Raw genomic sequence first — 24,343 nt, forward strand, 5'->3', positions numbered from 1 at the left:
CTTGCTTGACGCAAAGTGCTGACCTAACCCTTTCAGGACGAATATCTAAACAGGGGTGTCATGCGGTTATTTGCGCTCATTTCAATAATTGCGTTCATGACCGTTGCCGCAAGTGCTGCACCGTCGTCCCAAGAGCAAGATGTCATTTCTTGGAAAAGGCAGCTCGCCAGTGAGCTCGTTCCAATCGTAAACAAACCAGACCTAAGAGAGTTGGCAACCGGCGAATTGCAGACGCTCTATATTCGGTTTCGGATCGACGGCAATGGCAAAGCGCAGTGGATCTCATTCACTGAAAGTACCAAGGCAAGACCAGAATCAAAGATTGCTATTCAGCGCCTGATCGAAGAACGAAAATTTCCTGTGCCACCAGCAGCCGTTGCTGGTGAGTGGCTTATACTGCCACTTACCATCCAGCCCAAAGTTGTCGGTAAAAATAGCAGCGACTAAAATATCGAATGATGAGGATCAGTTTGTCTTCGCCGCAGAAGACGGAGCCGGGACATCCGATTCCTGCTTGCAGCCGGTCAGCCACACGTCATAGATCGGATGCTCGACGGCATTCAGGCCCGGGCTGTCGGCAAACATCCAACCGGTGAAGATGCGCTTGATTTTGCGGTCGAGGGTGATTTCGTCGACTTCGATAAAGGCATCGATCTTCTGTGCTTCGGTGTCGTCACGCGAATAGCAGACCTTAGGCGTTACCTGCAGTGCGCCGAACTGGACAGTTTCGTTGAGATAGACATCGAAGGACGTGATGCGACCGGTGATCTTGTCGATACCGGAGAAGACGGCGACGCGGTTTTCGATGCGGGCGGCAGACGCAGGAGAGACGGTGCCTGTCACAGGCAAAAGTGCAATCAGCGACACAGCCAGTGCACGCAAAGAACCATCTCGCGTGAATTTTCCCATATCGAACCGTCTCCAGAAAGATTTCCCGCACCGGTCAGTGCGGGGTCAACGCCTACAGGCGGAATGTGGCGAAAACGGGTGATGGCCTGTGTCGATCAGGTCAACAAACCGACCGCTTATATAGCGGCCAGCCACCCTCGCCGCTATACTTAGTTGCCAGGTGTCCAGGCGTCGTAATCGCCGGTGACCTGTGGTCGCTCACCTGCAACGGCCAACGAACCCGGTGGGCGGTAAGCCTGCGACGTGCCGGTGAGGTTCGGCTGGTGTGGCTTCTGCCAGTCACGGGCCGTGTAGCTCTCCTGGCTTGGTGGGGTGTCGGTGCGGTAATGCATCCAGCCGTGCCAGCCCGGAGGAATGGCGGAGGCTTCGGCGTAACCGTTATAGATCACCCAGCGGCGCGGCATGCCCCAGGACGTGGTGCCGCCTTCGTAATAGGTGTTGCCCAACTCATCCTGCCCAACCTTCTTGCCGAAACGCCAGGTATGAAAGCGCGTTCCGATGGTCTGGCCGTTCCACCAGGTGAAGATTTGCGTCAGGAGAGTCTTCATTGTCAGTTCCTCGGGCTTGAGTGCACTGCGGTGATTTGAGGTGCGCAGCACAACAGAAGCTTATGCCGCTCCATGGGCCGATTGTCCAGTATTTCCCGCGATATCGACACTATTTCAGTTTCATACTGAAGCCGAAATGCCGCTTGTCGAAGCCCAGCCTCTCATAGAAGCGATGTGCATCCAGCCGCGCCATATTGGATATGAGCTGGATGTTTTTGACATCACGCTGTTTGGCATCGTCAATGCAGTAACGGATCATCACCGCACCAATGCCACGACCGCGCATATCGGCGCGAGTCTGCACCGCCTCAATCTTCATCGACGTCGCCCCGCGCCCGACCAGCTTGGTGAGAATCACCGTCTGAAATGTCCCTACGACTTCGCCATCCAGTTCCGCAACATAGAGCGTTTCGTTGGATGAGTTTTCGATAGCGTGAAAGGCAGCGAGATAATCCGGCAACGCCGATTCGTCAGCCGTATCTCCATGGCCGCCAATCTCATCAGCGGCAAAAATGGCGGCTAGCGCCGGCACATCGCTTTCACGCGCAAAACGAATGACCAGATTTTCGATTGGGGTGCTCATCGGGCAAGAATCTTTTCCATGACAATGCCGGGCAAACCTTCAACGCCCGCCATCCGCTCCACACGGTCCACCTCGGCAAAGCCGACACCTTCATAGAAGGCAATCGCAACCGTGTTTTTTGGCTCGACTTCAAGGCGCATGATTTCGGCATCTGGAAAGCAGGTTTCCAGTTCGGCGAAAATATCGCGGCCCACGCCCTGTCGCTGGAACTGCGGATCGACGTAAAGCTGGTGCAACAGAGCAGTCTTGGCCATTTTGGTGGACATGGCGGCAAAGCCCATGCCGGCAATGCGCCTGCCATCATCCGCCACCAAAAACTCGCCACCCTTTTTCTCGACGCGCTCTTTCATCGCCTTGGGCGAGTGCCAGTCCGCAATCAGCTGCGCCACACGGTCCGCACCATAGATGGCGTCATAGGTCGCGTGCCAGGTGCGCGCCAAAAGCGCCCTCACCGGCTCTATATCGCGCTCACTGGCCGTGCGAATGAAGAACACCATGTCAACTCCGTCTGAGAATGAAAAAGCCGGGTGTGACCCCGGCATCGTCGCATTCGACCTTTCAAGACACTTTACGTCATCCTCGAGCTTGGCCGGAGGATGACGGAAGCGATGTTTCGGTCTCTAACTGCTTGCCGAGATGGTCCCGGCGAGTAGACTTAATCTTCAATCCCCAGCTTCGCCTTGACCAGATCCTGCACGGCCTGCGGGTTGGCCTTGCCGCCGGTGGCCTTCATGACCTGGCCGACGAACCATCCAGCCAGCGTTGGCTTGGCCTTCACCTTCTCGACCTGATCCGGGTTGGCAGCAATGATCTCGTCCACGGCCTTTTCGATGGCGCCGGTGTCTGTGACCTGCTTCATGCCGCGGCTCTCGACGATCTCAGCCGGATTGCCACCTTCGTTCCAGACGATTTCGAACAGGTCCTTGGCGATCTTGCCGGAGATGGTGTTGGCCTTGATGAGATCGATGATACCGCCCAGCTGATCTGCGGAAACCGGTGTCTCTTCAATGCCCTTGCTGGATTTGTTGAGCGCGCCAAGCAGATCGTTGATGACCCAGTTGGCGGCGATTTTGCCATCGCGGCCTCCAGCGACAAGCTCGTAATAATCCGCGATTGCCTTTTCAGACACAAGGATCGAGGCGTCATAGACCGAAAGGCCCAGCTCGTTGACGAAACGGGCCTTTTTGTCGTCAGGCAGTTCCGGCAGATCCTTGCTCAGCGCTTCGACATAGGCGTCATCGAATTCCAGCGGCAGCAGGTCGGGATCGGGGAAGTAGCGATAGTCATGCGCGTCTTCCTTGGAGCGCATGGAGCGCGTCTCGCCCTTGCCCGGATCGAACAGACGGGTTTCCTGATCGATGGAGCCACCATCTTCCAGAATAGCAATCTGGCGACGGGCTTCGTATTCGATGGCCTGACCGATGAAACGGATGGAGTTGACGTTCTTGATTTCGCAACGCGTGCCGAAAGCTTCGCCCGGCTTGCGCACCGACACGTTGACGTCCGCACGCATGGAGCCTTCGTCCATGTTGCCGTCACAGGTGCCGAGGTAGCGCACGATGGAGCGCAGCTTGGTCATATAGGCCTTTGCCTCGTCGGACGAACGCATGTCCGGCTTGGATACGATTTCCATCAGCGCCACGCCAGAACGGTTCAGGTCCACGAAGGACATGGTCGGATGCTGGTCGTGCATGGACTTGCCGGCGTCCTGTTCCAGATGCAGACGTTCGATGCCGATTTCGATGTCTTCAAAATTGCCCTGACGATCCGGGCCCAGCGAGATGACGATCTTGCCTTCACCGACAATCGGGTCCTTGAACTGCGAAATCTGGTAGCCCTGCGGCAAATCCGGATAGAAATAGTTCTTGCGGTCGAAGATCGAGCGCTTGTTGATCTGCGCCTTCAGACCAAGGCCTGTGCGCACGGCCTGCGCCACGCATTCCTCGTTGATGACAGGCAACATGCCCGGCATCGCGGCATCCACCAGCGAGACGTTAGAGTTCGGCGCATTGCCGAATGTGGTTGAGGCACCAGAGAACAGCTTGGAATTGGAGAGAACCTGAGCGTGAACCTCCATGCCGATGACGATTTCCCAATCGCCGGTCGCGCCGGGAATGAAGCGTTTCGGGTCTGGCGTGCGCACGTCTACAAGGGTCATATCAAGCTCTTAATATACGGAATTTCTGTCAGTCGTGAGGTAGAACAATTGACACCGTGGCGCAAGGCTTGTCACGCGTTACCCGCCAAAGCTCTGACTTTTTGGCCAAGTTGAAGATCGAATATTTACAATTTTGAATTCCGATAGGCTGGATGATGCTGACCCTCGCCATTGCACTCGCGGCCTATCTCACATTCAATCTGCTGGTCTTCCTCATCTACGGGTGGGACAAGAAAGCAGCGAGGAAAGGCGAATGGCGCGTGCGTGAAAGCACCCTGCTGTGGCTCGCCTTCTTCGGCGGCAGTCTCGGGGCCATTCTCGCCCAGCGCATGCTGCGTCACAAAACCCGCAAGGAACCGTTCCGCAGCATTCTGCTGACCATCATCATCTTCCAGATCGCACTTGCCACGTCACTGCTCATCATGCCCGACTGGCCTATCCAGCTACTGACGATGGCTCAAAACCCAAAGCCGTAAGATTCGCTTTCCATCTCCACAAGCTGCTTTTGCAGACCGACGGATTGCACCTCTCGATCCAGCTTCTGGGAATATTTCAGCGATAGCCAGCTGACGCTATATCCATGCTTGCGGAAGAACGAGATTGCCGGATCGTTGTGGGCGTGGCTTTCCAGCTTGCCGGCGAAGAAGCCACGCTGCACGATCTGCCGTTCGATGATTGGCAGGAGACGGCTGCCCACGCCGAGCCTTTGATAGCCAGGATCAACCCAGAAATCGCTGATCGTGTCATCGAAATTTTCGCGCGCGGCCCAGCCCGCAATAGCGCCATCCAGCTCTGCAACGGTGATGGCATTCCAGGATGAGCGAACGAAATTGCCGAAAGCGAAGCGGGCATTTTCCCGCAACTCTTCCGTCACACCAATGACGGTCGTCGCATCCGCCCACGCCCGCAGACCGATGGCCGCAAGCATGGTAGCATCACCTTCTCTGGCTAGGCGAATGGTAATCAAACAAGCTCTCCGTAATTACGGCAATAAAACACCGGGAGCGCGATTCGGCCAGCATGCCCACTCTGACCACTTAGCTTTTGCGGCGCAGTGGAATGAGCATTCGCAGAGCTTCGGACCGCAGATAGAGCCCGCCCCATGCCAGCAGCCCCAGATACACGCCGAAAAGCAGATGCGTGAACACCGGGCTTCCGACCCGCAAATGGGTGGCGATTGCACCGCCCAGCAGCCCGGTCAGCAGAATTGCACCGAGTACGGACGTGCGGGGGATGGCATAGAGAAGCGCAATGATCAACGTCATGATGCCAAGGCCGCGCGCCAGCGATGGAGCACCGGAATATCCAAGCGCGACCAGCGTTTCAGTCACGGGCGCGATAGGTGCGAGCTTGATGGCTCCATCGAAAATCAGAAAGGCGATGACGAGCCCGCTCATCACCGACCCGGCGAGCCTCTGCCAGCGCGGCAGAGGCGTTGAAAAAGTAGCGTAAGACATGAGCTTTCCCTCGTTTCCGCCTTAGAGTGTCGCGACCAGCGCAGCCAGCTGATCAGCTGCCATTCCCCAGCCTTCATGGAAGCCCATCGCTTCATGGGCCTTCTTGTCGTCTTCGGTCCAGTGTCGGGCGATTGCGGTGTATTTCGTGCGGCCATCGCCCAAATCTTCGAAAAGAACGACACCTGTCATGAATGGCTTTTCTGCAGGTACCCAAGCGCTGGTGTAGGCATCGGTGAAAACCAGCTTTTCATTGGGGACGACTTCCAGATAGACACCGCGATTTTCAACCACTTCTTCGTCCGGGCCGTTCATGATGATGAAGCTTGAGCCGCCAGCGCGAAGGTCCAGTTCCGCATGCGAAACACGCCAAGGCTTGGGGCAGAACCATTGCTTCAGCAAATCAGGGTCGCTCCACGCGCGGTAAAGCTTTTCACGCGGAGCATCGAATTCGCGCATCAGAACCAGATCGTGGGCACCGTGATGAGTTGTCATGGTCATTTTCCTTTCGCTTAGTTGGTTCATCGTCTTGATGATGCTGCAAGGACGTCTGAGCAGACAGCCACCCGACACTCACTCAAAAATTATTTCGTATTTTCCAGTGCAAGCTTGTCCAACTGCTGGCGAATATGCGCGGCTTCGGCTGGCGTGTTGGCAAGGGCTATGGCACGATCAAAGGCTTCACGCGCCTCCGCCGCCCTGCCCGCCTGCATCAAAAGCCCGCCGCGAACGCCGTGGTAGTAGAAATAGGCGTCCAGCTTTTCATCCAGGGTCTGAAGCACGGCAAGCGCTGCCTCCGGCCCATCCATTTTTGAAACGGCCACAGCCCGGTTGAGCGTGACGACGGGCGATGGCTGGAGATGCTCCAGCGCCTGATAGAGCAGGTCGATGCCTAACCAGTCCGTATCCTTAGCCGTCACTGCCCGCGCATGCAGAGCCGCGATTGCTGCCTGAAGCTGGTATGGGCCGGGTTTGCGATGGCGCATCGCCTTGTCCAGCAAGGCAAGCGCTTCATCGATGATCTGCCGGTCCCAGTTGTCACGATCCTGATCTTCCATCAGAATGATGTCACCGTCAGGTGAAAAGCGGGTATTGCGGCGCGAATGCTGCAAGAGCATCAGCGTCAAAAGCCCCATGATCTCGGTTTCGGACGGGAAAATGCGCAGCAGAATGCGGGCCAGACGAATTGCCTCTTCGCACATTGCCATGCTGTCAGGATTGGAAATGGCCGACGAATAGCCCTCGTTGAAAACGAGATAGAGCATGGCGCAGACTTTGTCTAAACGCTCCTGCCGCTCCCAGGCGGTCGGGTTTTCGAAGGGCACACCGGCCTTGGCAACGCGGCCCTTGGCGCGGGTGATGCGTTGTTCCATCGCGGCGTCCGTTACCAGAAATGCACGCGCAATCTGCGTGACGCTGAGACCGGAGACGATGCGTAGCGCAAGCGCGATCTGCTGCGTTGCCGGCAGGTCCGGATGGCAGCAGACGAACATTAGACGCAGAATGTCGTCCCGGTAATGGGAATTGTCCAGTCGCTCCGCCATGTCGGCTTCCGCATCGGAAAGATCAGACAGCACATCCTCTTCCGGCAAGGGCACGGATTTTGAATGTTTGCGAATGGCATCCACACCGCTGTTGCGCCCAACAAAGATCAACCATGCTGCCGGATCGCGCGGCGGGCCTTTTTCGGGCCAAGTCCGCACCGCGCGCAGGCAGGCCTCCTGAAAGGCTTCTTCTGCTGTGTCCAGATCGCGGAAATAACGCAGCAATGCGCCCAGCGCCTGCGGACGCGCCGCCGTCACGGCAAGGTCGATCCATGCAATATCTGTCATTTGGGTGCACCTGTGGGGTGGAAGACGTAGAAGGGCCGGATTTCGTAAGAGGTCGAACCCGGATTGGCGGCAGAAAGCTGCTTGGCAAAACTCACCGCTTCTTCCAGATTTTCGACATCTATCGTGTAAAAGCCGAGCAGCACTTCCTTGGTTTCGGCGAATGGGCCATCCAGAACCAGAGGTTCCTGCTTGCCCTTGCGAACGGTGGTGGCTGCCGTCGTCGGCATCAGCCGTCCGGTAGGACCGAGCTTGCCAGCCTTGGCCAGTGGCTCCTGCACCGCATAAAGCCTGCCCATGACCGCCTCCTCTTCTTCCTTGGACCAGGCAAAGACGGCTTCTTCATCGGCGTAACACAGAATGGCGTAATGCATTTTGCTCTCCTTCTCCCTTGGAAGACGAAGAAGTAACGCGCCTGCCGACAAGGCGCAGCAGTTTTTTTGAAGTTTAGAGAATGGAAAGCTTCACGGGTGGCGCATAACCCCTCACCTAGAAAATCTACGACTTAGCCTTTGGCTAAGATCGTGATTTTCTGTCCTATCCCACAGGGGTAGAGGTAACCCGTGGCAGGCGCGGCATTCTTATCTCTCCCCGTGTGGGAGAGAAAGCGATTTCAACATCTTAGCCAAAGGCTAAGTGTTAGAAATCGCAAGTGAGGGGTCTGCCGCGGGCGCCTTGTTGCTATAAATACCCAGATCAGGTCCGCTCGATGCGGATGACCTGTGGTTCGCTGACGAGGTATTTCTCGCTCTTGATGGCCTTTACGGCCTTGCGAATAGCATCTTCCATCGTTGCGTGGGTGACGAGGATGATGTTCTGGGCACCGCCTTCGGCTGGAACGCGCGAATGCTGCACGATGGATTCCAGCGAGATGTTGTTGTCTGCCATGGCTGTCGCGATGGAGGCGAAAACGCCGGCCTTGTCCTTCACCGTCAGACGAATGAAGTATCCGCCTTCGTGGCTCTTCATCTTGGCGCGGCGATAATCCGTCAGCGACTTAGCTGGACGACCGAGTACCGGCACCTGCTGAACGCCGGGACGGCTCTTGGCGATGTCGGCGATGTCGCCAAGAACAGCGGATGCAGTAGCGTTGCCGCCAGCGCCGGGACCAACCATCAGCAACTCGCCGAGAATATCCGACTCGACAGCGACGGCGTTGGTGACGCCATCGACCTGCGCGATAACCGAATCCAGCGGCACCATCGTCGGGTGAACGCGCTGTTCGATGCCGGATTCGGTGATCTGTGCGACGCCGAGAAGCTTGATGCGGTAACCGAGATCGGAGGCGGCCTGAATATCTTCGATGGAGATATTGGTGATGCCTTCGAGATAAATATCGTCGGCGGAAATCTTGCTGCCGAAGGCAAGCGTGGTGAGAATGGCGAGCTTATGCGCCGTATCGTTGCCCTCGATATCGAAAGCCGGATCCGCTTCGGCATAGCCCAGACGCTGCGCTTCCTTCAGGCAGGCTTCGAAGGACAGACCTTCCTTCTCCATCTTGGTCAGGATGTAATTGCAGGTGCCGTTCATGATGCCGTAAATGCGCGACACATGGTTGCCCGTGAGCGATTCACGCAGCGCCTTGATGATGGGAATACCACCAGCGACAGCCGCTTCGAAATTGAGCAGCGCGCCCTTTTCTTCCGCCAGAATGGCAAGCTCGACGCCGTGCTTGGCAAGAAGCGCCTTGTTGGCCGTCACCACATGGAGACCGCGCGACAGCGCTGCACGAACGGCTTTTTCCGCCTGACCAGACGCACCACCGACCAGTTCCACGAGGACATCGATATCGGCTTTTTCCGCCAGTTCCTCAGGTGTGTCGAACCAGGTAATACCCTTGAGATCAATGCCGCGATCACGCGAACGGTCGCGTGCGCTGACGGCGATAATCTCAATTGCGCGTCCGCAGGTAATCGCAAGTTCTTTGCTTCTCTGCTGGAGGATGCGCACAAGCGAAGAGCCGACAGTGCCGAGTCCCGCTACGCCGATTCTCAATGAATCTGCCATTGGTATATTCCTGATTTGCTGAGTTGAGAGGTGGCCGGAACCGGCCACCCTGGTGGAATGCCCTTATCTGTGGGCGTTGAGCGAGACGACGTTGTGCAACGTATCGTCTGCTGTCGACAGGAAGCGCTTGAGATTGCGCGCGGCCTGACGAATTCGATGCTCGTTTTCAACGAGCGCAAGGCGAACATAATCATCGCCCATTTCGCCGAAGCCTACACCCGGAGCAACCGCGATGTCGGCCTTCTCGATCAGCAGCTTGGAAAACTCAAGCGAGCCGAGATGGCGGAATTTTTCTGGAATCTTAGCCCATGCGAACATGGTGGCTGCTGGCGGCGGAACTTCGAAACCGGCCTTGCCGAATGTATCGACCATCACATCGCGGCGACGGCGATAGACATTGCGCACTTCCGCAATATCGGAGCCATCACCGTTGAGCGCGTGAGTGGCCGCGACCTGGATCGGCGTGAAAGCGCCGTAGTCGAGGTAGGACTTCACACGCGTCAAAGCCGCAATCAGCCGCTCGTTGCCGACAGCAAAGCCCATGCGCCAGCCGGGCATAGAGAAGGTTTTCGACATGGAGGTGAACTCCACGGCCACATCCATGGCGCCCGGCACTTCCAGAACGGACGGAGGCGGGTTCTTGTCGTCAAAATAGATTTCCGAATAGGCAAGGTCGGACAGCACGATCAGATCATGCTTCTTCGCGAATGCGATGACGTCCTTGTAGAAATCCAGAGACGCGACATGTGCCGTCGGGTTGGACGGGTAGTTGATGATGAGCGCGAGCGGCTTGGGGATGGAGTGGCGCACGGCACGCTCCAGCGGTCCAAAGAAGCTCTCATCCGGCTCCACATTCATCGAGCGGATAACGCCACCTGCCATCAGAAAGCCGAAGGCGTGGATCGGGTATGTCGGATTTGGACACAGAATGACATCGCCTGGCGCCGTGATGGCCTGCGCCATGTTGGCAAAGCCTTCCTTGGAACCGAGTGTGGCGACAACCTGCGTATCAGGGTTAAGCTTCACACCGAAGCGGCGGGCGTAATAAGCCGCCTGCGCGCGGCGAAGGCCGGGAATGCCTTTGGAGGACGAGTAACGGTGCGTGCGTGGGTCCTGAACGACTTCGCACAGCTTATCGACAATCGCCTTCGGGGTTGGAAGGTCTGGATTGCCCATGCCAAGGTCGATGATGTCGGCTCCACCCGCTCGCGCGCTCGCTTTCAAACGGTTGACCTGTTCGAACACGTATTGCGGCAGACGCTTGACCTTGTGAAACTCTTCCATCTCTTTCCTCATGGAAATGAGCCAGACAACCCGGCTCACATAACGTTCGTTTTTTGGTTTGAAACACAGCCGACACGAACACATCGGGCCTGTATCATTTATTGTACCGCATGCGCCGGAAAACACGAATTGCTTTTCGGCAGGACACGACAGTGCCTTCGTGAGGGAAAGCATCGGGCAGCAGAGGCGGCGCAGATTCGCCGCATATCCATGCAGGTTCAATGGACTTGCATAACGCGAGTTTTTTCAAAAATGCAAGGCAAGCCGCCGCGTTTGGCGACGCCTTGGCTCAATCAGCCGCGTTCACCCTGCACAATTGCGCTGCGAATGACCGAAAGCACACGTTCCGGCTTAATATCCGTGCAGACGAGCTGGCTGGGATGGCCATCCCATTTGCCGGGCGGAAAGCCCACGCCATCCGGCTTCTGAATCGTCTGACCATCGGCCAAACCACCACAGACCACACGAATCGCGCCGCTGCGGGTCTCGAAAAGCTCAGGGTTGGTCAGATAGACGCAAGCGCAGCTATCATGCACCACCATACCGTCGCCGGTGCGCTGATTGTAGAACTCGATGTAGAACTGCGACAGATCCGACAGAAGCTGGACGGGTGCCCCGCCCTCCTTCGCCATCTCGGCCATGAAGGCAGATGTCATGACGGTGCGAGTCGTCACATCGAGGCCGACGACGGTAACGCGCCATGGTGCGGTAAACACCACGTCTGCGGCCTCCGGGTCGCCGTGAATATTGGCTTCCGCCGCCGGGCTGACATTGCCGTTGATATCGAACGCGCCGCCCATGACGATGACATCCTTGACCAGGGCAGCAAAATCCGGGTCTTCCCGCAGCGCCAGCGCAAGGTTGGTCATGCGGCCAACAGCAATCAGCGTCACCTCGCCCGGGTTCGCCTTGACCGTATCGATGATGAAGTTGTGGGCCGGACGCGGATCGAGCGGCAGATCGATTGTCTCGGGCACACCGATATTGCCGAGCCCATCTTCCCCATGAATGAATGTCGGCCAGTGGCCTTCCGGGCGTGATGGATCGAAGGTCACATCCGCGCCTTTGGCTACGGGTGCCGTCATAGCCCACTGCTGCTTGAGGAACAGCGCATTGCGGGTGGTGATCTCAATCGGCGCATTGCCGAACACGGTGGTCACGCCAATCAGATCAATGTCCGGGTGGCGGTGCAGAAATAGCAGCGCCATTGCGTCATCAATGCCGGGGTCCGTGTCGAAAATTACCTTATGCATGCCGTGTCCTCGAATTCATATGCAGGCGGAATCGCCCAATCGATGGCGAAGCAGCGAGCGCACCATAAACGGACGCGCAATTGACGCAATGGCTTCCTCGCAACAGATGAAAAACGTTGCACCTTGCACAATTCAGTGACAGAAGCAGCCATCCATATCCCCTCCCGGAATACTCCCGTGCAAGACGTTGCCCTTCAGCTGTTTCTCATCCTGTTTCTTGTCGCCGTTTTTGCGGGCTTCGTCGATTCGATTGCCGGCGGTGGAGGGTTGATCGTCATTCCGGCTATGCTGATCCTCGGCGTTCCGCCGCTGGAGGCGCTGGGAACGAACAAGCTGCAAGCGCAGTTCGGCAGCGCTTCCGCGACGATTGCTTATGCAAGACGTGGTCATGTCGATCTGAAAAAGCAGTTCCCCATGGCGTTCATGGCCTTTGTCGGCGGCATTTTGGGCGCAATCATCGCCGCCTACGTGCCGCCAGATATTCTGCGCGCCATCATGCCGTTTCTGCTGATCGCAATCGCCCTCTATTTTGCCTTCAAACCTAATCTCAGCGACATCGACAGCCACCAGCGCATCACACCCTTCGTGTTCGGATTGACAGTCGTTCCGCTCGTCGGTTTTTACGACGGCATTTTCGGCCCGGGCGCGGGCTCGTTCTATATGCTGGCCTTTGTAGGGCTGGCGGGCTTCGGCATGTTGAAGGCTACAGCCCATACCAAGCTTCTCAACTTCGGGTCGAATTTTGGCAGCTTCCTTGTATTTACGCTGAACGGCGCGATTTTGTGGAAGCTGGGATTGGTGATGGGGCTGGGTCAGTTTCTGGGTGCGCAGATCGGCTCTCGCCTAGCCATGAGTAACGGCGCGAAGATCATCCGCCCGCTGCTTGTCATTTCCTGCATCGCCATGGCGACGAAACTGCTGATGGATTCCGGCGCGTTTTCTTCGTTTGGCGCATTCGTCTCGCGCCTGATTGGCGGCTGAGAAAGCTCAGCTGCACGCCAGCGTGGCGGACTGGTCGGCGTGTTGCAACACGATGACCGCGCCGATGATCTCGTTCTGAACACCACGCAGCGGCGTCATCCGGCAACGCGTGGCGAAGTTCTCACGATTGCGACGTCCCTTGTGGATGTAGTCGATCTTTTCGCCCTTGAAACACTTGTCGAAAGCCGGCTTCGCCAACTTGCTGAAGCTCTCTTCACCCACGAACTCCGAGACGTGGCAGCCGATCATGGACAAGGTGGTGCGGCCCAGAAACTGTGCGTTTTCCTGGTTGGAATAGAGATAGCGATAATCCCTAGTAATCACGCCGACGCGATCCGGTAGACTGTCCAGAATGGCTTCGTTGAGCAGAGGTTGCTCGGCGAGGCCGAATGCGGCAGGCTTTTCCAGCGGGCGGGGAAGCAGCTGCTGCAAACTATCTTTGCCATCACCGCTCGTGCGGAAATACCGATCGATCAGCATTGCCATGGCAGCGCTGCGACGTGTCACGCTTGATTTGTCGTCTGCCTCGTCACGGATCAGGCCGTTGAGGAACTGTAATTGCATATGAGCTTCTTCGCGGTTCTCCGCCCTGAAGGACAGAATATCCGCGATCATCGGCTCAAGCTCCTTGTCCAGCAGACGAACGAGATCGTCATGCCCGCAAGCAACAGCCTGTTTCAATTGTATGCATTTCAGCGAAAAAGCGTCGAAGAGTCCTAACAATGGAGCCTCCATTCCATCACCCAAGTTCCTGATGTCCGACGCCACCCTCAGGCTTGGCCGAACACGGTCAGAAGAACTTCCTTCTTTCTAAAGCACGCCGGGCCGATCAAGACCCAATCCGCCGTCTCACGAGACGACGCTTCCTCCCTAAAGAAGCGGAGACGTTCACGGATGAAACGGCGTGCTCGAACGTCCAGCCCTCTGACACCATGAACACCACAGAGGCTCAACCCGTCAATACACTAGTTTTCACCTATCGAGCGCCGTCGAGGCGATTAATATTTATTATAGGATGAGAATTTTCCGATACGCAACAAAACCGAACGTAAGACTTCGAATGCTGGGGCAACAATACTGTCGTCAACGCGACAATATATTCATAAAATTGGTCGCAACATCACTTTTATTCATTGAATGGGCGATTTTTGACGAAAGTCAATTTTGCCGAGAGCTATAAATCTGTCCGACAAATCAGAAACGCGTATTGGGTACCTGCCCGCAGCAAGACGAATCGCAATGCGAGGACAGTTTATTGGAGCCAAATTAACGCCAACAGGCGTGTCAAATGACATACGCCTGAGCAAAAGCTCACGCCAACTTGGGGCGAACGAAGCTTATTTACGCTACCGCGCGGTTTCTACGATCAGCCAGTTCCTTCACGATGATGATCGCGCCCACCAGCTTGTAGGATGGAGAATAGCACGGCGACATCTCATAGGAGCGTACCACGGTGCGTCCGTCGATGTCCTCGGCATAGGTATATTTCGCCGCCTCGCCCTTGAAGCACGCGTCCAACTTCTCACGCAGAGCCTGCTGGAAGTGGTGGATGCCAATGAATTCGGCAATATGCCGACCGACGAGGTCGTTGGTCTTGGCTTCGTAGCAGAGCGCATTGAGTGCGTTGGTGTAATTGATGCGGTAGCCGGGAGATACGACGAAGACGCGCTCGTCCAGATCATCCAGCCGGTCTTCGTCCAGAATGACGTAAGGGCTCCAGGAGGCCGATTCGCCGTCCGGCGTCGCGCCGTCGTAGGGCAGACCCGCGCCGATATAGCGATCCACGAGTTTGCGCAGAAGTTCGGAGTTTCGCTGAACGCAGCCCGTATCCTCGGCCTCCTCGTTGAGGAGATCGATAGCAAAGCGGAACTGCTCAAGAACCTCTGAGGAATTCTTGGTCTTTCTGCTGGTTATGCTCTCGAGCAGCGGATCAAGCTCACGATCAAGCATCGTGATTTTCAGGGCGTCGTTGCGATCAACGGCACCTTTCAGCTCCGAATATCGTTGCCAGAACAAGTCAATCAAAGCTTTCAACTCGACTCTCCCCCGGAAGATCGTGCGCCTGCCGCACTTTCAAATCGTTTCCGGTTCCGTGGCGCGAGACTCGTTATAAGGTATCACCGTAAAAAATGACGTAACGAGAAACAGCACCGCCATTACAAACACAAGATAAATTAACACACGCAGAACGTCTTTAACAAATCCCAGAAATTGTGAAGAAAAATATACATACACAATCCTGGGATGTTAGCGCTTAACAAGAACCAAATCTGGTCTATTCTAGTCCTTGATACTGCCCTTGATATGCCAGCGGTCGTGATACCACAGCCACTGACCAGGATATTCCCGCACCCAGCTTTCCACCTTGTCGTTGAGAAGCTGCGCGGTTTTCTGAACGTCGACTGCACCCTTTTCGTTCAAGGGTATCTCGACCTTCGGCTCGATTTCCAACCTGTAACGATTGTCCGGCAAGCGAATGCAACGCGCTGGAAAAACATCGCAGCCAAACTGGCGCACCAGCTTTGCCAGCAGTGGGTTGGTCAGCACGTCATTGCCGAAGAATTGCGTCGGCAGGCCTTTTCTGAACTTCTGATCCACCAGAACGCCGATACCGCCGCCCTTTTCCAACTGACGCGCAAGCGCAAAAGAAGAGCCCGCATGCGACGGCACGAGATGGCCCATACGCTCCTTGCGGAAATCGAAAATGCGCTTTGCCACATAGGGATTGTTTGGCGGACGAAACAGCACTGTCACATCGAGGCCGAAGGCCGAACCTGCGACGGGCAACAGCTCGAAATTGCCGGAATGGGCGGTGAAGACGATGAACGGACGCGGATTGTCGCGCAGCTCGAGAAATGTCTCGGTGCCGATGACTTCTACCCTGCCCGGTTCTGTCTTTGTCGGATCGAAATCGAACAGGCGATCCAGAAAGACATATTCGGCAGCCAGGCGACCCATATTGCCCCAGCTGTCCAGCGCGATTTCCAGACGCTCCTCTTCCGATTTCTCGGGATAGGCACGACCAAGATTGAACAGCATCAGCTTGTGGCGCGGTGTCTTCGGGCCGATCTTGCGCGCCATTCTGTCCGCAAACCGAATGGCGGGATCGGCAGGCAAAAGTTTCAGCAGGTTCAGAAAGCCGAATGCGAGCGTCGCATTCAGCCACTGCCGGAAGTTTTCGAGCGCCAGAACGACGCGCGTGATGAACATTTTCAATGGCGTCAGTCCATCCGCAGAACGATTTTGCCGAAGACCTGACGGGTCTCCATACGCTCCAGCGCCGTTTCGATGGTGTCGAAGGTGACTTCGGTGTCGATAACAGGGTAAACGAGACCGCGCGCCATTTTCTGCATCGCATCAGCCATATTTTCCATGCGGCAACCGAAGGAGCCGAGCAGCTTCAACTGCTGCTGGAACAGCATCATCAGGTTGATTTCCGAGGACACGCCGGACGTGGAACCGCAGGTTACCAGTCGACCACCGCGCTTGAGGCAGAACATGGAGCCAGCCCAGGTGTCCTTGCCGACATGTTCGAAGACGACATCGACGCCCTTCTTCTTGGTCAGCTTGCGCACGACGCCTTCGAAGCGGTCGACGCGGTAATTGATAACGTGATCTGCACCCAGCGCCTTGGCGCGCTCGATCTTGTCGTCGGAACCGACTGTCGTGATAACGGTGCAGCCCATTTTCTTGGCGAGCTGGATAGCAGCCGAGCCGATGCCGGAGCCGCCAGCGTGAATGAGGATGGTTTCGCCCGGCTGGAGCTTGGCGTTATCGAACAGCATATGCTCGACCGTGCCGAAGGTGACAGGCGCAAGAGCCGCAGCAACGGCATCGACGCCGGGCGGTGCCAGCACGAGCTGACGGGCGGGAATGTTGATCTTTTCCTGCGCAAAGCCATCCAGATGGAAGCCGTGGACGCCGCCGACGTTTTCGCACAGATTGTCGCGACCGGCCACGCAGTGGTGGCAGCGACCGCAGGTGCGTGCGCCGTAGATGGAGACGAGCTGGCCCGGCAGAACATTGGACACGCCGGGGCCGATGGCTTCCACCACGCCAGATGCTTCCGCACCGATGGTCAAAGGCATCTTGCGCTTGGCGAAGGCCATGCCGCGCCAGCCCCAGACATCGATGTGGTTCAACGCCACGGCCTTGACCCGGAGCGTGACTTCGCCGGGTGCCGGGGCTCCCGGCTCGGGCAGGTCCACTCTTTCAAGTTTACGATCATCAACGAGTTGCAAGGCGCGCATAATGAAGTCCTTCGCCCGGAGGCGTTATTTTTGTTTTCGAGTTGGGGAACCGCTTAAGCCGGTTCCCGCGTCATGACAAGGCTTGCGTTCTGTCCGCCGAAGCCGAAGGAGTTGGACAGCACGGCGGTAACGTCCGCATCGCGCTTCACATTCGGCACCACGTCGAGCGCAATCGTCGGGTCTGGATTGGTGTAGTTGATGGTGGGCGGAACCGTTCCCGTCAGCATGGTTTGCAGCGAAAACACCGCTTCAACCGCGCCGGCTGCCGTCAACGTATGACCGATCATCGACTTGTTGGACGAGACAGGGATGGATTTCAGCCCCTCACCGAAGACGGCGAGCATGGCACCATATTCCATCTTGTCGTTCTCAGGCGTCGAGGTGCCGTGGGCGTTGATGTAATTGATATCGCCTTCGGCCACGCCCGCATCGGCCAGCGCCGCGCGGATGGTGGCAATGGCTGGACCGCCATCCGGTGACGAGCGGGTGCGGTGGAAGCTATCGGCCTTTTCACCGGCACCCTTGATGATGCCAAGAATTTTCGCACCACGGGCGACGGCTGCTTCCAGCGATTCCAGCACCAGCGTTGCAGCACCTTCGGCAATGACGAAGCCATCGCGGTCCTTGCTGAAAGGCTTGGAGGCCTTTTCCGGCGGATCGTTCTGGGTCGACAGCGCGGACAGAAGCGAGAAGCGGATGAGCGCTTCGGCGCTGACCGAACCATCGGTCGCGACCGTCAGCGCACGGTCCGTGCGTCCCTGACGAATGGCTTCGACGCCGAGCTGAATGGCCGTCGCGCCAGATGCACAGGCCGTGGACAGCGTAACGGGCAAGCCGCGTGTGCCGAACCGGTCAGCCAGACGCTCGGAAATCGCGCCGAACAGAGCGGCTTCCTGAAACTCAGGATCGGGACGTTCGCGCAGTGCCGCCATGAAGCGATCATAGGCATCGCCAGGCTTTGCAGCGGGTGGAGAGCGGTCGCCCAGTTCGAAACGGGCGCTCCATTCCGGCTCGATGGGCGGTGCCGCCAGAAACAGCGGGCCGTTGAAATCACCGGAGAGACCGGCCTGCGCCAGCGCCTCGATGGTGGTTTCGCGGGCAAAGGCGAAGGATCGCTCGACCGAGTTCGGCTTGGGGATCTCGATAAAATCCACCGTGCCGCAGATGCGGGTCGACAGATTGTCGGTCGGGAAACGGGTGATCTTGTGGATGCCCGATTTGCCTGATGTCAACGCCGCCCAGTTATCCGTCAGCCCCTGACCGAGCGAGGTGATGATACCCATGCCGGTAACGGCGACGATGGGACGACCGAGGTGATCCTTGAAATTGCTGGACGCCATGGTGTCTACTCCTCAAGAATCTTTGGAAAGCACGGCAACGCCTTCGCCGCGAACATGGCCAACGGTGGTGACAACGGCCTGCGTGGCGATTGCCGCCATTGGCTTTTCGGCCTTATCGTCGAAGGATGGGACCTTCGCATCGCTGCTCAAAGCAAGGGCTGCGAGCGCGAGACCCAGCGGAAATTGCGCTTCCAGCCCATGACCGGTAATACCGCTAAAGCCCCGAAGTGTTGCCTTCGGCAAAGCCTTGTCCAACACAGCCTTTTCGCGTGCGGTCACGGTATTATGGCCGCTGGCACCGGAAAACACGATTGTGGTCGCATCATCATGGGCAGGCGAAAGAAGCCGCTCGAAGCGCTGCTCGAACTTGTTGTCGTCCCGCGCACCGCGATCACCTTCGATGGCATCGATGCGGGCGTAAATCTTTGCGCCGCGCGCTTCTGCGCGCTTGCGTGATTCGAGAACGAGGAATGCGCCGACGGAGCCGGTGATCATGCCACCGCCCTCACCGTCTGTGCGCGACCAAAGCGGCTGCCACTGCCCTTGAGCATGGGCACCGATGGCTTCGAACAGCAGCGTCATGTCGGGACGTTCCGCAGCGAAGGCACCGCCAACGAGGGCATGGCTCGATTCGCCAGAGCGTATACGATAAAATGCGGTCTCGACGGCGGAGATGCCGGCGGCCTCTTCGCCCATGAAGGTGCGCGACGAGCCGGTCACCTTGTGGACGATGGAGATGTTGCCAGCCATGAGGTTGGACAGCTGGGCCAGAAACAGCGTCGGACGAAGCTCGGTCGTCAGCTTTTCGTTGAGCATGACCTCTCGGTCGTTGCGCTTCAGACCTTCATCGACAATCAGCGTATCGACATTGATGTCGCGCTCGCCACCACCGGCAGCAACGATCATGTCCATGGTGCCGCAGGCATCGGCATCCGTCTTCAGGCCAGCATCATCCAGCGCCAGACCGGCGGCGAACACGCCAAGGCGCTGCCAGTTTTCCATCTGACGCTGATCCTTGCGACCGATCTGGCTCGACCAGTCGATTTCCGGCAGCGGATGGATGGGATAGGGCGCGAACTTCTCGGTTTCAACGATTGCTTCGGGCGCAGCACCTGCAGAGAGCAGCGCAATATGGGCGTCGATACCGACACCATGACAGGTCACGATACCGACCCCGGTAATCACCACATCATTGTCAGACTTCATTATCTGTCATCCTTCGTCGCTTGCCCGTGAAGAAGCAGGCCAGCTTTTCAAAGCGGTCTTGGAGACCGCACATGCCATGCGAAATAAAGGGCGAGATGCAGCTTTGCAATGGCGAAGGCCCAAAGACGCGTCGCAATGCATGGATTTTCAGAGGTCTATGGTGAAAAAACTCAGCTTTTGGCATGGGATACGCGGCGGGTGCGGCTTACCCCCCTCTGCCCTGCCGGGCATCTCCCCCTCAGGTGGGGAGATCGGCTGGGCGCGAGCTGACCGGTTCAACCGCAACGGAAATGCGAACCTCCTCGACAGCGGTCAAGATACACGGGAGGTTGCCGCGATTCGATCTCCCCCCTTGAGGGGGAGATGTCCGGCAGGACAGAGGGGGGTAAACCACACCCACCATCGCGCCCTTATGACTCTCTCGACGACTTAAACCGACTTATCCGCAGCAATCGCCGCCATCAACCCCACCTCTTCGGCACGCTTTTTGACGATAGGTCCTAGGGGAATCTCGGAAAACGGCATGGTCCGCAGTTTCAGTTGCGCATCACACACCTTCTTGCCCTCAGACGTGATCTTGGCTTTCGTCACCGCAAAGCCGGAACCGTCATGTTCCAGATAGGCTTCGATATCGAGGACGGCGTTGGGCTCCACGAAGGTGCGCATCTTAGCGCCGTCTACCGTCATCAAAAACGGCATGGCCGCGAAATCGGTCATGGCGAGAACCAGCATGCCGGACGCCTGCGCCATGGTTTCAATGAGCAGAACGCCGGGAACCAGCGGCATACCAGGAAAATGCCCCTCGAAGACCGGGCTCTGCGCGGGCACGACGGAACGTGCTTTCAGGATACGCGCCGATCTGTCGATGGACTCGATCCGGTCCACCATCTGGAAATATTCTAGAAGCATGTTTTGTCCGTGGAATGGGTGGTGAGTTGGATGCTGCATTTTTGCAGCGGTTCCGTAGCACTCCGTCATCCCGGACTTGATCCGGGATCCAGCAGCCGCGCGTCTGCGCGGCAAAAGGTTCTTTCGCGATCAAGGACTTTATCGCACTGGATTCCGGCTCAAGGCCGGAATGACGGCCACTGTTGGTAGCCGTCCCTAGCCAGCACTAACGCAAAATCAGCCCTTGGCGGCCTTCAGTTCGTCGATCTTGGCGCAGAGGTTCTTCAGTACGAAGTATTCCTCGGTCGAAACCTTGCCTTCGTTGACTTCCTGCGTCCACTGCTCGAGCGGGATCTTGATGCCGAATTCCTTGTCGATAGCGAAAACGATGTCGAGGAAGTCGAGGCTGTCGATGCCCAGATCGTCGATCGTGTGGCTTTCCGGCGTAATGTTTTCGCGGTCGATCTCGCTGGTGTCAGCAATAATGTCTGCAACCTTGTCGAATGTAGCTGTCACGCCCATAATCCTTCGTGTGTCTTTATTTATAAGCTCTGTTCAGACGCACCACATAGGCAACTTGGGCAAAAAAGCCAATGGGGTCGTGAAGTATCCTTGAATTTTCAGCGCAAAGTGTTGCCTAAACAGCAACCGAATGGCGTCCGCGACCGCTGGAAAGATAGGTATCGAAGGTCGCAGCGATGCTTCTGGCGAAGGGTTTGCCAGCTTCGGTCAACCGGAAAACGCCCTCCTCCATCTCAACGAGGCCGTCGCGTTCGCCCTCTGCAAACTGCCGCGCCTCAGCAATGGCAAGAACCGCAGCCGGGCCGTAAAGCTGCGAGAGCGCCGTAAGGTCCAGCGAAAAATCGCACATGATACGCTCGATCACGAAGGCCCGGACGCGGTCTTCCTGCGATAGCTCGATGCCGCGCACCACGCAAAGCTCGCCGCTGTCCGCCAGCCGTTCATATTCGCCGGTGGCAGGCATATTCTGCACATAGCCCTGCGGCAATTTGCCGATGGACGACGCGCCGAGCCCAATCAGCGCATCGGCGCAGTCATCCGTATAGCCCTGAAAATTACGCTTCAATACACCGTCCTTCATGGCAACGGCCAAGGTGTCGTCCGGCCTGGCGAAATGATCGATGCCGATGGCCACGTAACCGGCCGCGACCAGCATCTGCCCGGCCATCGTCATCTGCAGATAACGCTCCGAAACATCGGGCAATGCCTTTTCGGGGATCATCGTCTGGTGCTTCTTCATCCACGGCACATGGGCATAGCCGAAAAGGGCGATGCGGTCGGGCGAAAGCGAAATGATCTGGTCGACCGTATCCTTCAACGTCTCCAGCGTCTGGAACGGCAGGCCATAGAGAATATCGCAATTGACGGAGTGAACGCCCCTCGCCCTGACAGCCTCGACCACCGAGCGCGTCTGGTCGAAGGTCTGGATGCGGTTGATGGTCTTTTGCACGTTCGGATCGAAATCCTGCACGCCAAGGCTCGCCCGCGTCATGCCGATGGCGGCGAGCGCATCGTAGCGCCCCTCATCCAGATCGTTGGGGTCCATCTCCACGCTGATCTCAACATCCGGCGCAAAGGAAAATGCACTGCGCAGACAGTCCACCAGCGCAATCATATCATCAGGCTTGACCATGGTCGGCGAACCACCGCCGAAATGCACCGCCGTCACCCTGGCATCACCAGACACAAGCCGGCCGACTTTCTCGATTTCACGGTGCAGAGATTTGAGATAAGTCGCGATGGGCTCGTATTTCAGCGTTTGCTTGGTGTGACAGGCGCAGAACCAGCAGAGACGGTCACAATAGGGAATATGCAGATAGAGCGAAATACGGTTATCCGCATCGAGCTTTTTTAGCCAGGAAGCATAAATGCCCGAATCGATTCCCTCATGAAAATGCGGCGCGGTTGGATAACTGGTGTAACGCGGCACGGCGGCGGCATATTTACGGATGAGATGCTCGGTCACGGCAGATTTCCCCCTTAGCATGTATCAATTCTGCGACTATGGGATACAGCCTGCGACAGTTTGCAACTTTGACTTCGATCAAGTCAGGTCGTAAACATCGCGTATCAAAAGCCGTGGGGGATTACGGCTTATCGGGGCGGGGCGACAAGCATATCAAGCAATTGGTTGCCACCCTTTGCCCTGGTCTTTGCGATCGGGACATTCACTATGGATACGTTGCAGCGAAACATCCACAATTCGGATATTCCTGTGGTTTGCCGTTCTTGCGAAGCAAGGCACGGCGGGCTGTGTGGTGTTCTGACGCCAGATCAGCTCTCGGAACTCAACCGGCAGTCCACCCGAAAGAAAGTCGAACTGGGTCACGAATTGCTGGGTCAGGGCGAGCAGGTTGCTTATTACGCCAACATTCTCAGAGGCGTGGTGAAATTGTCGAAGATGATGTCGGATGGTCGCCAGCAGATCGTCGGTCTGCAATTCGCTCCCGACTTCCTCGGTCGTCCCTTCATTGCCGAAAGCAGCATGAGCGCCGAGGCCGCAACCGATCTGGAAATCTGCAGTTTCCCACGCCGTCTGATCGATCGCATGGTGGGTGACGTTCCCGGCATGGAGCGCAGGCTTCACAGCCAGTCTCTGAAAGAACTGGACGAGGCGCGCGACTGGATGCTGACGCTTGGGCGCAAATCTGCGCAGGAAAAAGTGGCGAGCTTCCTTTATCTCATCGCCACGCATATCGATCCTGAGAATGAGGACAAATCCTGCTTCGATCTACCGCTATCACGTGCCGATATCGCGGATTTTCTGGGCCTTACCATCGAGACCGTCAGCCGTCAGATGACCAAGCTGCGCAAGGAAGGCATCATCCAGATCGAGAATAACCGTCACATCACGGTGCCTGACATGGATGAGCTGAATTTCGCCGCAGGTAACGACTGACCCTGCGGATTGCGACTCACCGAGCGTGGCCGGTATGGCTGGTGATCATGTAAGGCGCTTTCGCCTGCGCCGGATTAAACACGGCGGCTGCAACGATCAGACAAACAAAAAAGCACTTCATTTTAACGCTCCCCAGCGCCAGTGAAACTGTGGTGTTTCATGGGAAGAGTTATAACGCATAAGTTGCCTATACGGGCTTAAGGAACGCGGTAAGCTGGTGCTTTCCGGATTGCGTAAAAATGCCAGATGCCTGTTTACGCTGCGTTAATCAGCAGATTACTGCGCGGCTGCTGGTGTCGCGACAGGCTTTTGCTGTTCCTGCAAAGCGCGAAGTTCTGCAACGCGACGCTTGTATTCCGCTTCGGAAATCTGGCCCTTGCGACGGGCGCTGCCGAGGCGCGTCATGGTCGTTTCCATGGAATCGGCCTCTTCATTGTCCATTTGCGGCAGAGCGGCGGTCATGGGGGCGGCGAAAGTCGGGTAGGTCCCGGTGTCGCGCTTTTGAGCAACGGGCGAAGCATCGACCTTCTGCGGGCCAACGATCTGTGCGGCGGGCCGCTTCATGTTGGCGGGCGCAACGACGGGGTCGAGCGTCTTGCAGGCGCCCAGCAATGGCAAAAGGATGCCGCAAACCGACAGCACCGTTGCCGCTCTTACGCATTCCATATGCTTGCCCATTTCACTGTCCCGCCTGTAACGTAGTATTTGAATGCCGGACGCCGGTTTCTTGGGC

Annotated in this window: 27 protein-coding genes; 4 read left to right on the top strand and 23 right to left on the bottom strand. The window is 57.1% G+C overall.

Annotated features, from left to right (window positions below):
- Positions 1-96 precede the first annotated feature (96 nt).
- A complete protein-coding gene (locus AC27VJ_RS09570) occupies positions 97-447 on the top strand; it encodes a hypothetical protein (protein WP_488683841.1) in 351 nt (116 codons plus the stop codon).
- Between the two features lie 18 nt (positions 448-465).
- Here AC27VJ_RS09570 and AC27VJ_RS09575 read toward each other — a convergent pair whose 3' ends face one another.
- From AC27VJ_RS09575 to gatB, 5 genes are all read right to left on the bottom strand, one after another.
- Entirely contained in the window at positions 466-909 is a 444-nt protein-coding gene (locus tag AC27VJ_RS09575) for a DUF2155 domain-containing protein (protein ID WP_353575781.1), read from the bottom strand.
- 149 nt (positions 910-1,058) lie between these two features.
- Positions 1,059-1,457 (bottom strand): NADH:ubiquinone oxidoreductase subunit NDUFA12, encoded by a 399-nt coding sequence (locus AC27VJ_RS09580; RefSeq protein WP_113088171.1) that lies wholly within the window; start codon positions 1,455-1,457, stop codon positions 1,059-1,061.
- 109 nt (positions 1,458-1,566) lie between these two features.
- Positions 1,567-2,040 carry a GNAT family N-acetyltransferase gene (locus AC27VJ_RS09585; RefSeq protein WP_488683842.1) on the bottom strand — a complete coding sequence of 158 codons (474 nt, stop codon included), beginning with the start codon at positions 2,038-2,040 and terminating at the stop codon, positions 1,567-1,569.
- Positions 2,037-2,534 carry a GNAT family N-acetyltransferase gene (locus AC27VJ_RS09590; RefSeq protein ID WP_488684324.1) on the bottom strand — a complete coding sequence of 166 codons (498 nt, stop codon included), beginning with the start codon at positions 2,532-2,534 and terminating at the stop codon, positions 2,037-2,039. Before AC27VJ_RS09590 ends, AC27VJ_RS09585 begins: the two co-directional genes overlap by 4 nt.
- 161 nt (positions 2,535-2,695) lie before the next feature.
- Positions 2,696-4,198 carry an Asp-tRNA(Asn)/Glu-tRNA(Gln) amidotransferase subunit GatB gene (gatB, locus tag AC27VJ_RS09595; RefSeq protein ID WP_488683843.1) on the bottom strand — a complete coding sequence of 501 codons (1,503 nt, stop codon included), beginning with the start codon at positions 4,196-4,198 and terminating at the stop codon, positions 2,696-2,698.
- A 155-nt stretch (positions 4,199-4,353) separates the two neighbouring features.
- Here gatB and AC27VJ_RS09600 point away from each other — a divergent pair, with 155 nt between their 5' ends.
- Positions 4,354-4,674 carry a DUF1294 domain-containing protein gene (locus AC27VJ_RS09600; protein WP_488684325.1) on the top strand — a complete coding sequence of 107 codons (321 nt, stop codon included), beginning with the start codon at positions 4,354-4,356 and terminating at the stop codon, positions 4,672-4,674.
- On the opposite strand, the gene AC27VJ_RS09605 is transcribed toward AC27VJ_RS09600, so the two are convergent.
- From AC27VJ_RS09605 to AC27VJ_RS09640, 8 genes are all read right to left on the bottom strand, one after another.
- Complete coding sequence (locus tag AC27VJ_RS09605; RefSeq protein ID WP_488683844.1) at positions 4,656-5,165, bottom strand: GNAT family N-acetyltransferase; 510 nt, start codon at positions 5,163-5,165, stop codon at positions 4,656-4,658. The two genes, AC27VJ_RS09600 and AC27VJ_RS09605, sit on opposite strands and share 19 nt — an antisense overlap.
- Before the next feature lie 70 nt (positions 5,166-5,235).
- The gene (locus tag AC27VJ_RS09610; protein ID WP_488683845.1) at positions 5,236-5,655 is read right to left on the bottom strand and encodes a DoxX family protein; all 420 of its coding nucleotides are present in this window, start codon (positions 5,653-5,655) and stop codon (positions 5,236-5,238) included.
- A gap of 21 nt (positions 5,656-5,676) precedes the next feature.
- Entirely contained in the window at positions 5,677-6,153 is a 477-nt protein-coding gene (locus tag AC27VJ_RS09615) for an SRPBCC family protein (protein WP_488683846.1), read from the bottom strand.
- 83 nt (positions 6,154-6,236) lie between these two features.
- Positions 6,237-7,484, bottom strand: coding sequence for an RNA polymerase sigma factor (locus AC27VJ_RS09620; protein ID WP_488683847.1), 1,248 nt, complete (start codon positions 7,482-7,484; stop codon positions 6,237-6,239).
- Positions 7,481-7,855 carry a YciI family protein gene (locus AC27VJ_RS09625; protein WP_353575788.1) on the bottom strand — a complete coding sequence of 125 codons (375 nt, stop codon included), beginning with the start codon at positions 7,853-7,855 and terminating at the stop codon, positions 7,481-7,483. The genes AC27VJ_RS09620 and AC27VJ_RS09625 overlap by 4 nt, the downstream gene beginning before the upstream one ends.
- Positions 7,856-8,177: 322 nt before the next feature.
- A complete protein-coding gene (locus AC27VJ_RS09630; protein ID WP_113088164.1) occupies positions 8,178-9,488 on the bottom strand; it encodes a homoserine dehydrogenase in 1,311 nt (436 codons plus the stop codon).
- A 63-nt stretch (positions 9,489-9,551) separates the two neighbouring features.
- A complete protein-coding gene (locus AC27VJ_RS09635; protein ID WP_353575789.1) occupies positions 9,552-10,772 on the bottom strand; it encodes an LL-diaminopimelate aminotransferase in 1,221 nt (406 codons plus the stop codon).
- A gap of 293 nt (positions 10,773-11,065) precedes the next feature.
- Entirely contained in the window at positions 11,066-12,025 is a 960-nt protein-coding gene (locus tag AC27VJ_RS09640; RefSeq protein ID WP_113088162.1) for a nucleoside hydrolase, read from the bottom strand.
- A gap of 177 nt (positions 12,026-12,202) precedes the next feature.
- Between AC27VJ_RS09640 and AC27VJ_RS09645 the strand changes: the two genes are divergently transcribed.
- Positions 12,203-13,006 carry a TSUP family transporter gene (locus tag AC27VJ_RS09645; protein ID WP_488683848.1) on the top strand — a complete coding sequence of 268 codons (804 nt, stop codon included), beginning with the start codon at positions 12,203-12,205 and terminating at the stop codon, positions 13,004-13,006.
- Between the two features lie 6 nt (positions 13,007-13,012).
- Here AC27VJ_RS09645 and AC27VJ_RS09650 read toward each other — a convergent pair whose 3' ends face one another.
- The 9 genes from AC27VJ_RS09650 to hemN form a co-directional block, all read right to left on the bottom strand.
- A complete protein-coding gene (locus tag AC27VJ_RS09650; protein WP_488683849.1) occupies positions 13,013-13,729 on the bottom strand; it encodes a PAS domain-containing protein in 717 nt (238 codons plus the stop codon).
- Positions 13,730-14,347: 618 nt separating this feature from the next.
- On the bottom strand, positions 14,348-15,040 hold the full coding sequence (locus AC27VJ_RS09655; RefSeq protein WP_488683850.1) for a hypothetical protein: 693 nt from the start codon (positions 15,038-15,040) through the stop codon (positions 14,348-14,350).
- Between the two features lie 246 nt (positions 15,041-15,286).
- Positions 15,287-16,216 (bottom strand): lipid A biosynthesis lauroyl acyltransferase, encoded by a 930-nt coding sequence (locus AC27VJ_RS09660; RefSeq protein ID WP_488684326.1) that lies wholly within the window; start codon positions 16,214-16,216, stop codon positions 15,287-15,289.
- An 11-nt stretch (positions 16,217-16,227) separates the two neighbouring features.
- Positions 16,228-17,256: a zinc-binding dehydrogenase gene (locus AC27VJ_RS09665; protein WP_488683851.1), complete on the bottom strand. Its 1,029-nt coding sequence runs from the start codon at positions 17,254-17,256 to the stop codon at positions 16,228-16,230.
- Positions 17,257-17,309: 53 nt separating this feature from the next.
- Positions 17,310-18,596, bottom strand: coding sequence for a beta-ketoacyl-ACP synthase (locus tag AC27VJ_RS09670; RefSeq protein ID WP_488683852.1), 1,287 nt, complete (start codon positions 18,594-18,596; stop codon positions 17,310-17,312).
- A gap of 12 nt (positions 18,597-18,608) precedes the next feature.
- Positions 18,609-19,805: a beta-ketoacyl-ACP synthase gene (locus AC27VJ_RS09675; protein ID WP_488684327.1), complete on the bottom strand. Its 1,197-nt coding sequence runs from the start codon at positions 19,803-19,805 to the stop codon at positions 18,609-18,611.
- A gap of 426 nt (positions 19,806-20,231) precedes the next feature.
- Positions 20,232-20,711 carry a 3-hydroxyacyl-ACP dehydratase FabZ family protein gene (locus AC27VJ_RS09680; RefSeq protein WP_488683853.1) on the bottom strand — a complete coding sequence of 160 codons (480 nt, stop codon included), beginning with the start codon at positions 20,709-20,711 and terminating at the stop codon, positions 20,232-20,234.
- Between the two features lie 216 nt (positions 20,712-20,927).
- Complete coding sequence (locus AC27VJ_RS09685) at positions 20,928-21,212, bottom strand: acyl carrier protein (RefSeq protein WP_488683854.1); 285 nt, start codon at positions 21,210-21,212, stop codon at positions 20,928-20,930.
- A 115-nt stretch (positions 21,213-21,327) separates the two neighbouring features.
- Positions 21,328-22,677: an oxygen-independent coproporphyrinogen III oxidase gene (hemN, locus tag AC27VJ_RS09690; protein ID WP_488683855.1), complete on the bottom strand. Its 1,350-nt coding sequence runs from the start codon at positions 22,675-22,677 to the stop codon at positions 21,328-21,330.
- A 207-nt stretch (positions 22,678-22,884) separates the two neighbouring features.
- Between hemN and fnrN the strand changes: the two genes are divergently transcribed.
- Positions 22,885-23,610 (top strand): transcriptional regulator FnrN, encoded by a 726-nt coding sequence (gene fnrN, locus AC27VJ_RS09695; protein WP_488683856.1) that lies wholly within the window; start codon positions 22,885-22,887, stop codon positions 23,608-23,610.
- Positions 23,611-23,886: 276 nt separating this feature from the next.
- On the opposite strand, the gene AC27VJ_RS09700 is transcribed toward fnrN, so the two are convergent.
- On the bottom strand, positions 23,887-24,288 hold the full coding sequence (locus AC27VJ_RS09700) for a hypothetical protein (protein WP_488683857.1): 402 nt from the start codon (positions 24,286-24,288) through the stop codon (positions 23,887-23,889).
- Positions 24,289-24,343 lie beyond the last annotated feature (55 nt).

It is taken from the genome of Agrobacterium sp. 20P9.1.2 (assembly GCF_057799395.1).

Bases quoted from the DNA above. Each gene is read 5' to 3' on its own strand.
- fnrN (WP_488683856.1), top strand. From the start codon at position 22,885: ATGGATACGTTGCAGCGAAACATCCACAATTCGGATATTCCTGTGGTT.
- AC27VJ_RS09685 (WP_488683854.1), bottom strand. From the start codon at position 21,212: ATGGGCGTGACAGCTACATTCGACAAGGTTGCAGACATTATTGCTGAC.
- AC27VJ_RS09625 (WP_353575788.1), bottom strand. From the start codon at position 7,855: ATGCATTACGCCATTCTGTGTTACGCCGATGAAGAAGCCGTCTTTGCC.
- AC27VJ_RS09660 (WP_488684326.1), bottom strand. From the start codon at position 16,216: ATGTTCATCACGCGCGTCGTTCTGGCGCTCGAAAACTTCCGGCAGTGG.
- AC27VJ_RS09610 (WP_488683845.1), bottom strand. From the start codon at position 5,655: ATGTCTTACGCTACTTTTTCAACGCCTCTGCCGCGCTGGCAGAGGCTC.
- AC27VJ_RS09600 (WP_488684325.1), top strand. From the start codon at position 4,354: ATGCTGACCCTCGCCATTGCACTCGCGGCCTATCTCACATTCAATCTG.
- AC27VJ_RS09575 (WP_353575781.1), bottom strand. From the start codon at position 909: ATGGGAAAATTCACGCGAGATGGTTCTTTGCGTGCACTGGCTGTGTCG.
- AC27VJ_RS09620 (WP_488683847.1), bottom strand. From the start codon at position 7,484: ATGACAGATATTGCATGGATCGACCTTGCCGTGACGGCGGCGCGTCCG.
- AC27VJ_RS09615 (WP_488683846.1), bottom strand. From the start codon at position 6,153: ATGACCATGACAACTCATCACGGTGCCCACGATCTGGTTCTGATGCGC.
- AC27VJ_RS09640 (WP_113088162.1), bottom strand. From the start codon at position 12,025: ATGCATAAGGTAATTTTCGACACGGACCCCGGCATTGATGACGCAATG.
- AC27VJ_RS09570 (WP_488683841.1), top strand. From the start codon at position 97: ATGACCGTTGCCGCAAGTGCTGCACCGTCGTCCCAAGAGCAAGATGTC.
- gatB (WP_488683843.1), bottom strand. From the start codon at position 4,198: ATGACCCTTGTAGACGTGCGCACGCCAGACCCGAAACGCTTCATTCCC.
- AC27VJ_RS09670 (WP_488683852.1), bottom strand. From the start codon at position 18,596: ATGGCGTCCAGCAATTTCAAGGATCACCTCGGTCGTCCCATCGTCGCC.
- AC27VJ_RS09680 (WP_488683853.1), bottom strand. From the start codon at position 20,711: ATGCTTCTAGAATATTTCCAGATGGTGGACCGGATCGAGTCCATCGAC.
- AC27VJ_RS09700 (WP_488683857.1), bottom strand. From the start codon at position 24,288: ATGGGCAAGCATATGGAATGCGTAAGAGCGGCAACGGTGCTGTCGGTT.
- AC27VJ_RS09585 (WP_488683842.1), bottom strand. From the start codon at position 2,040: ATGAGCACCCCAATCGAAAATCTGGTCATTCGTTTTGCGCGTGAAAGC.
- AC27VJ_RS09580 (WP_113088171.1), bottom strand. From the start codon at position 1,457: ATGAAGACTCTCCTGACGCAAATCTTCACCTGGTGGAACGGCCAGACC.
- AC27VJ_RS09665 (WP_488683851.1), bottom strand. From the start codon at position 17,256: ATGCGCGCCTTGCAACTCGTTGATGATCGTAAACTTGAAAGAGTGGAC.
- AC27VJ_RS09635 (WP_353575789.1), bottom strand. From the start codon at position 10,772: ATGGAAGAGTTTCACAAGGTCAAGCGTCTGCCGCAATACGTGTTCGAA.
- AC27VJ_RS09630 (WP_113088164.1), bottom strand. From the start codon at position 9,488: ATGGCAGATTCATTGAGAATCGGCGTAGCGGGACTCGGCACTGTCGGC.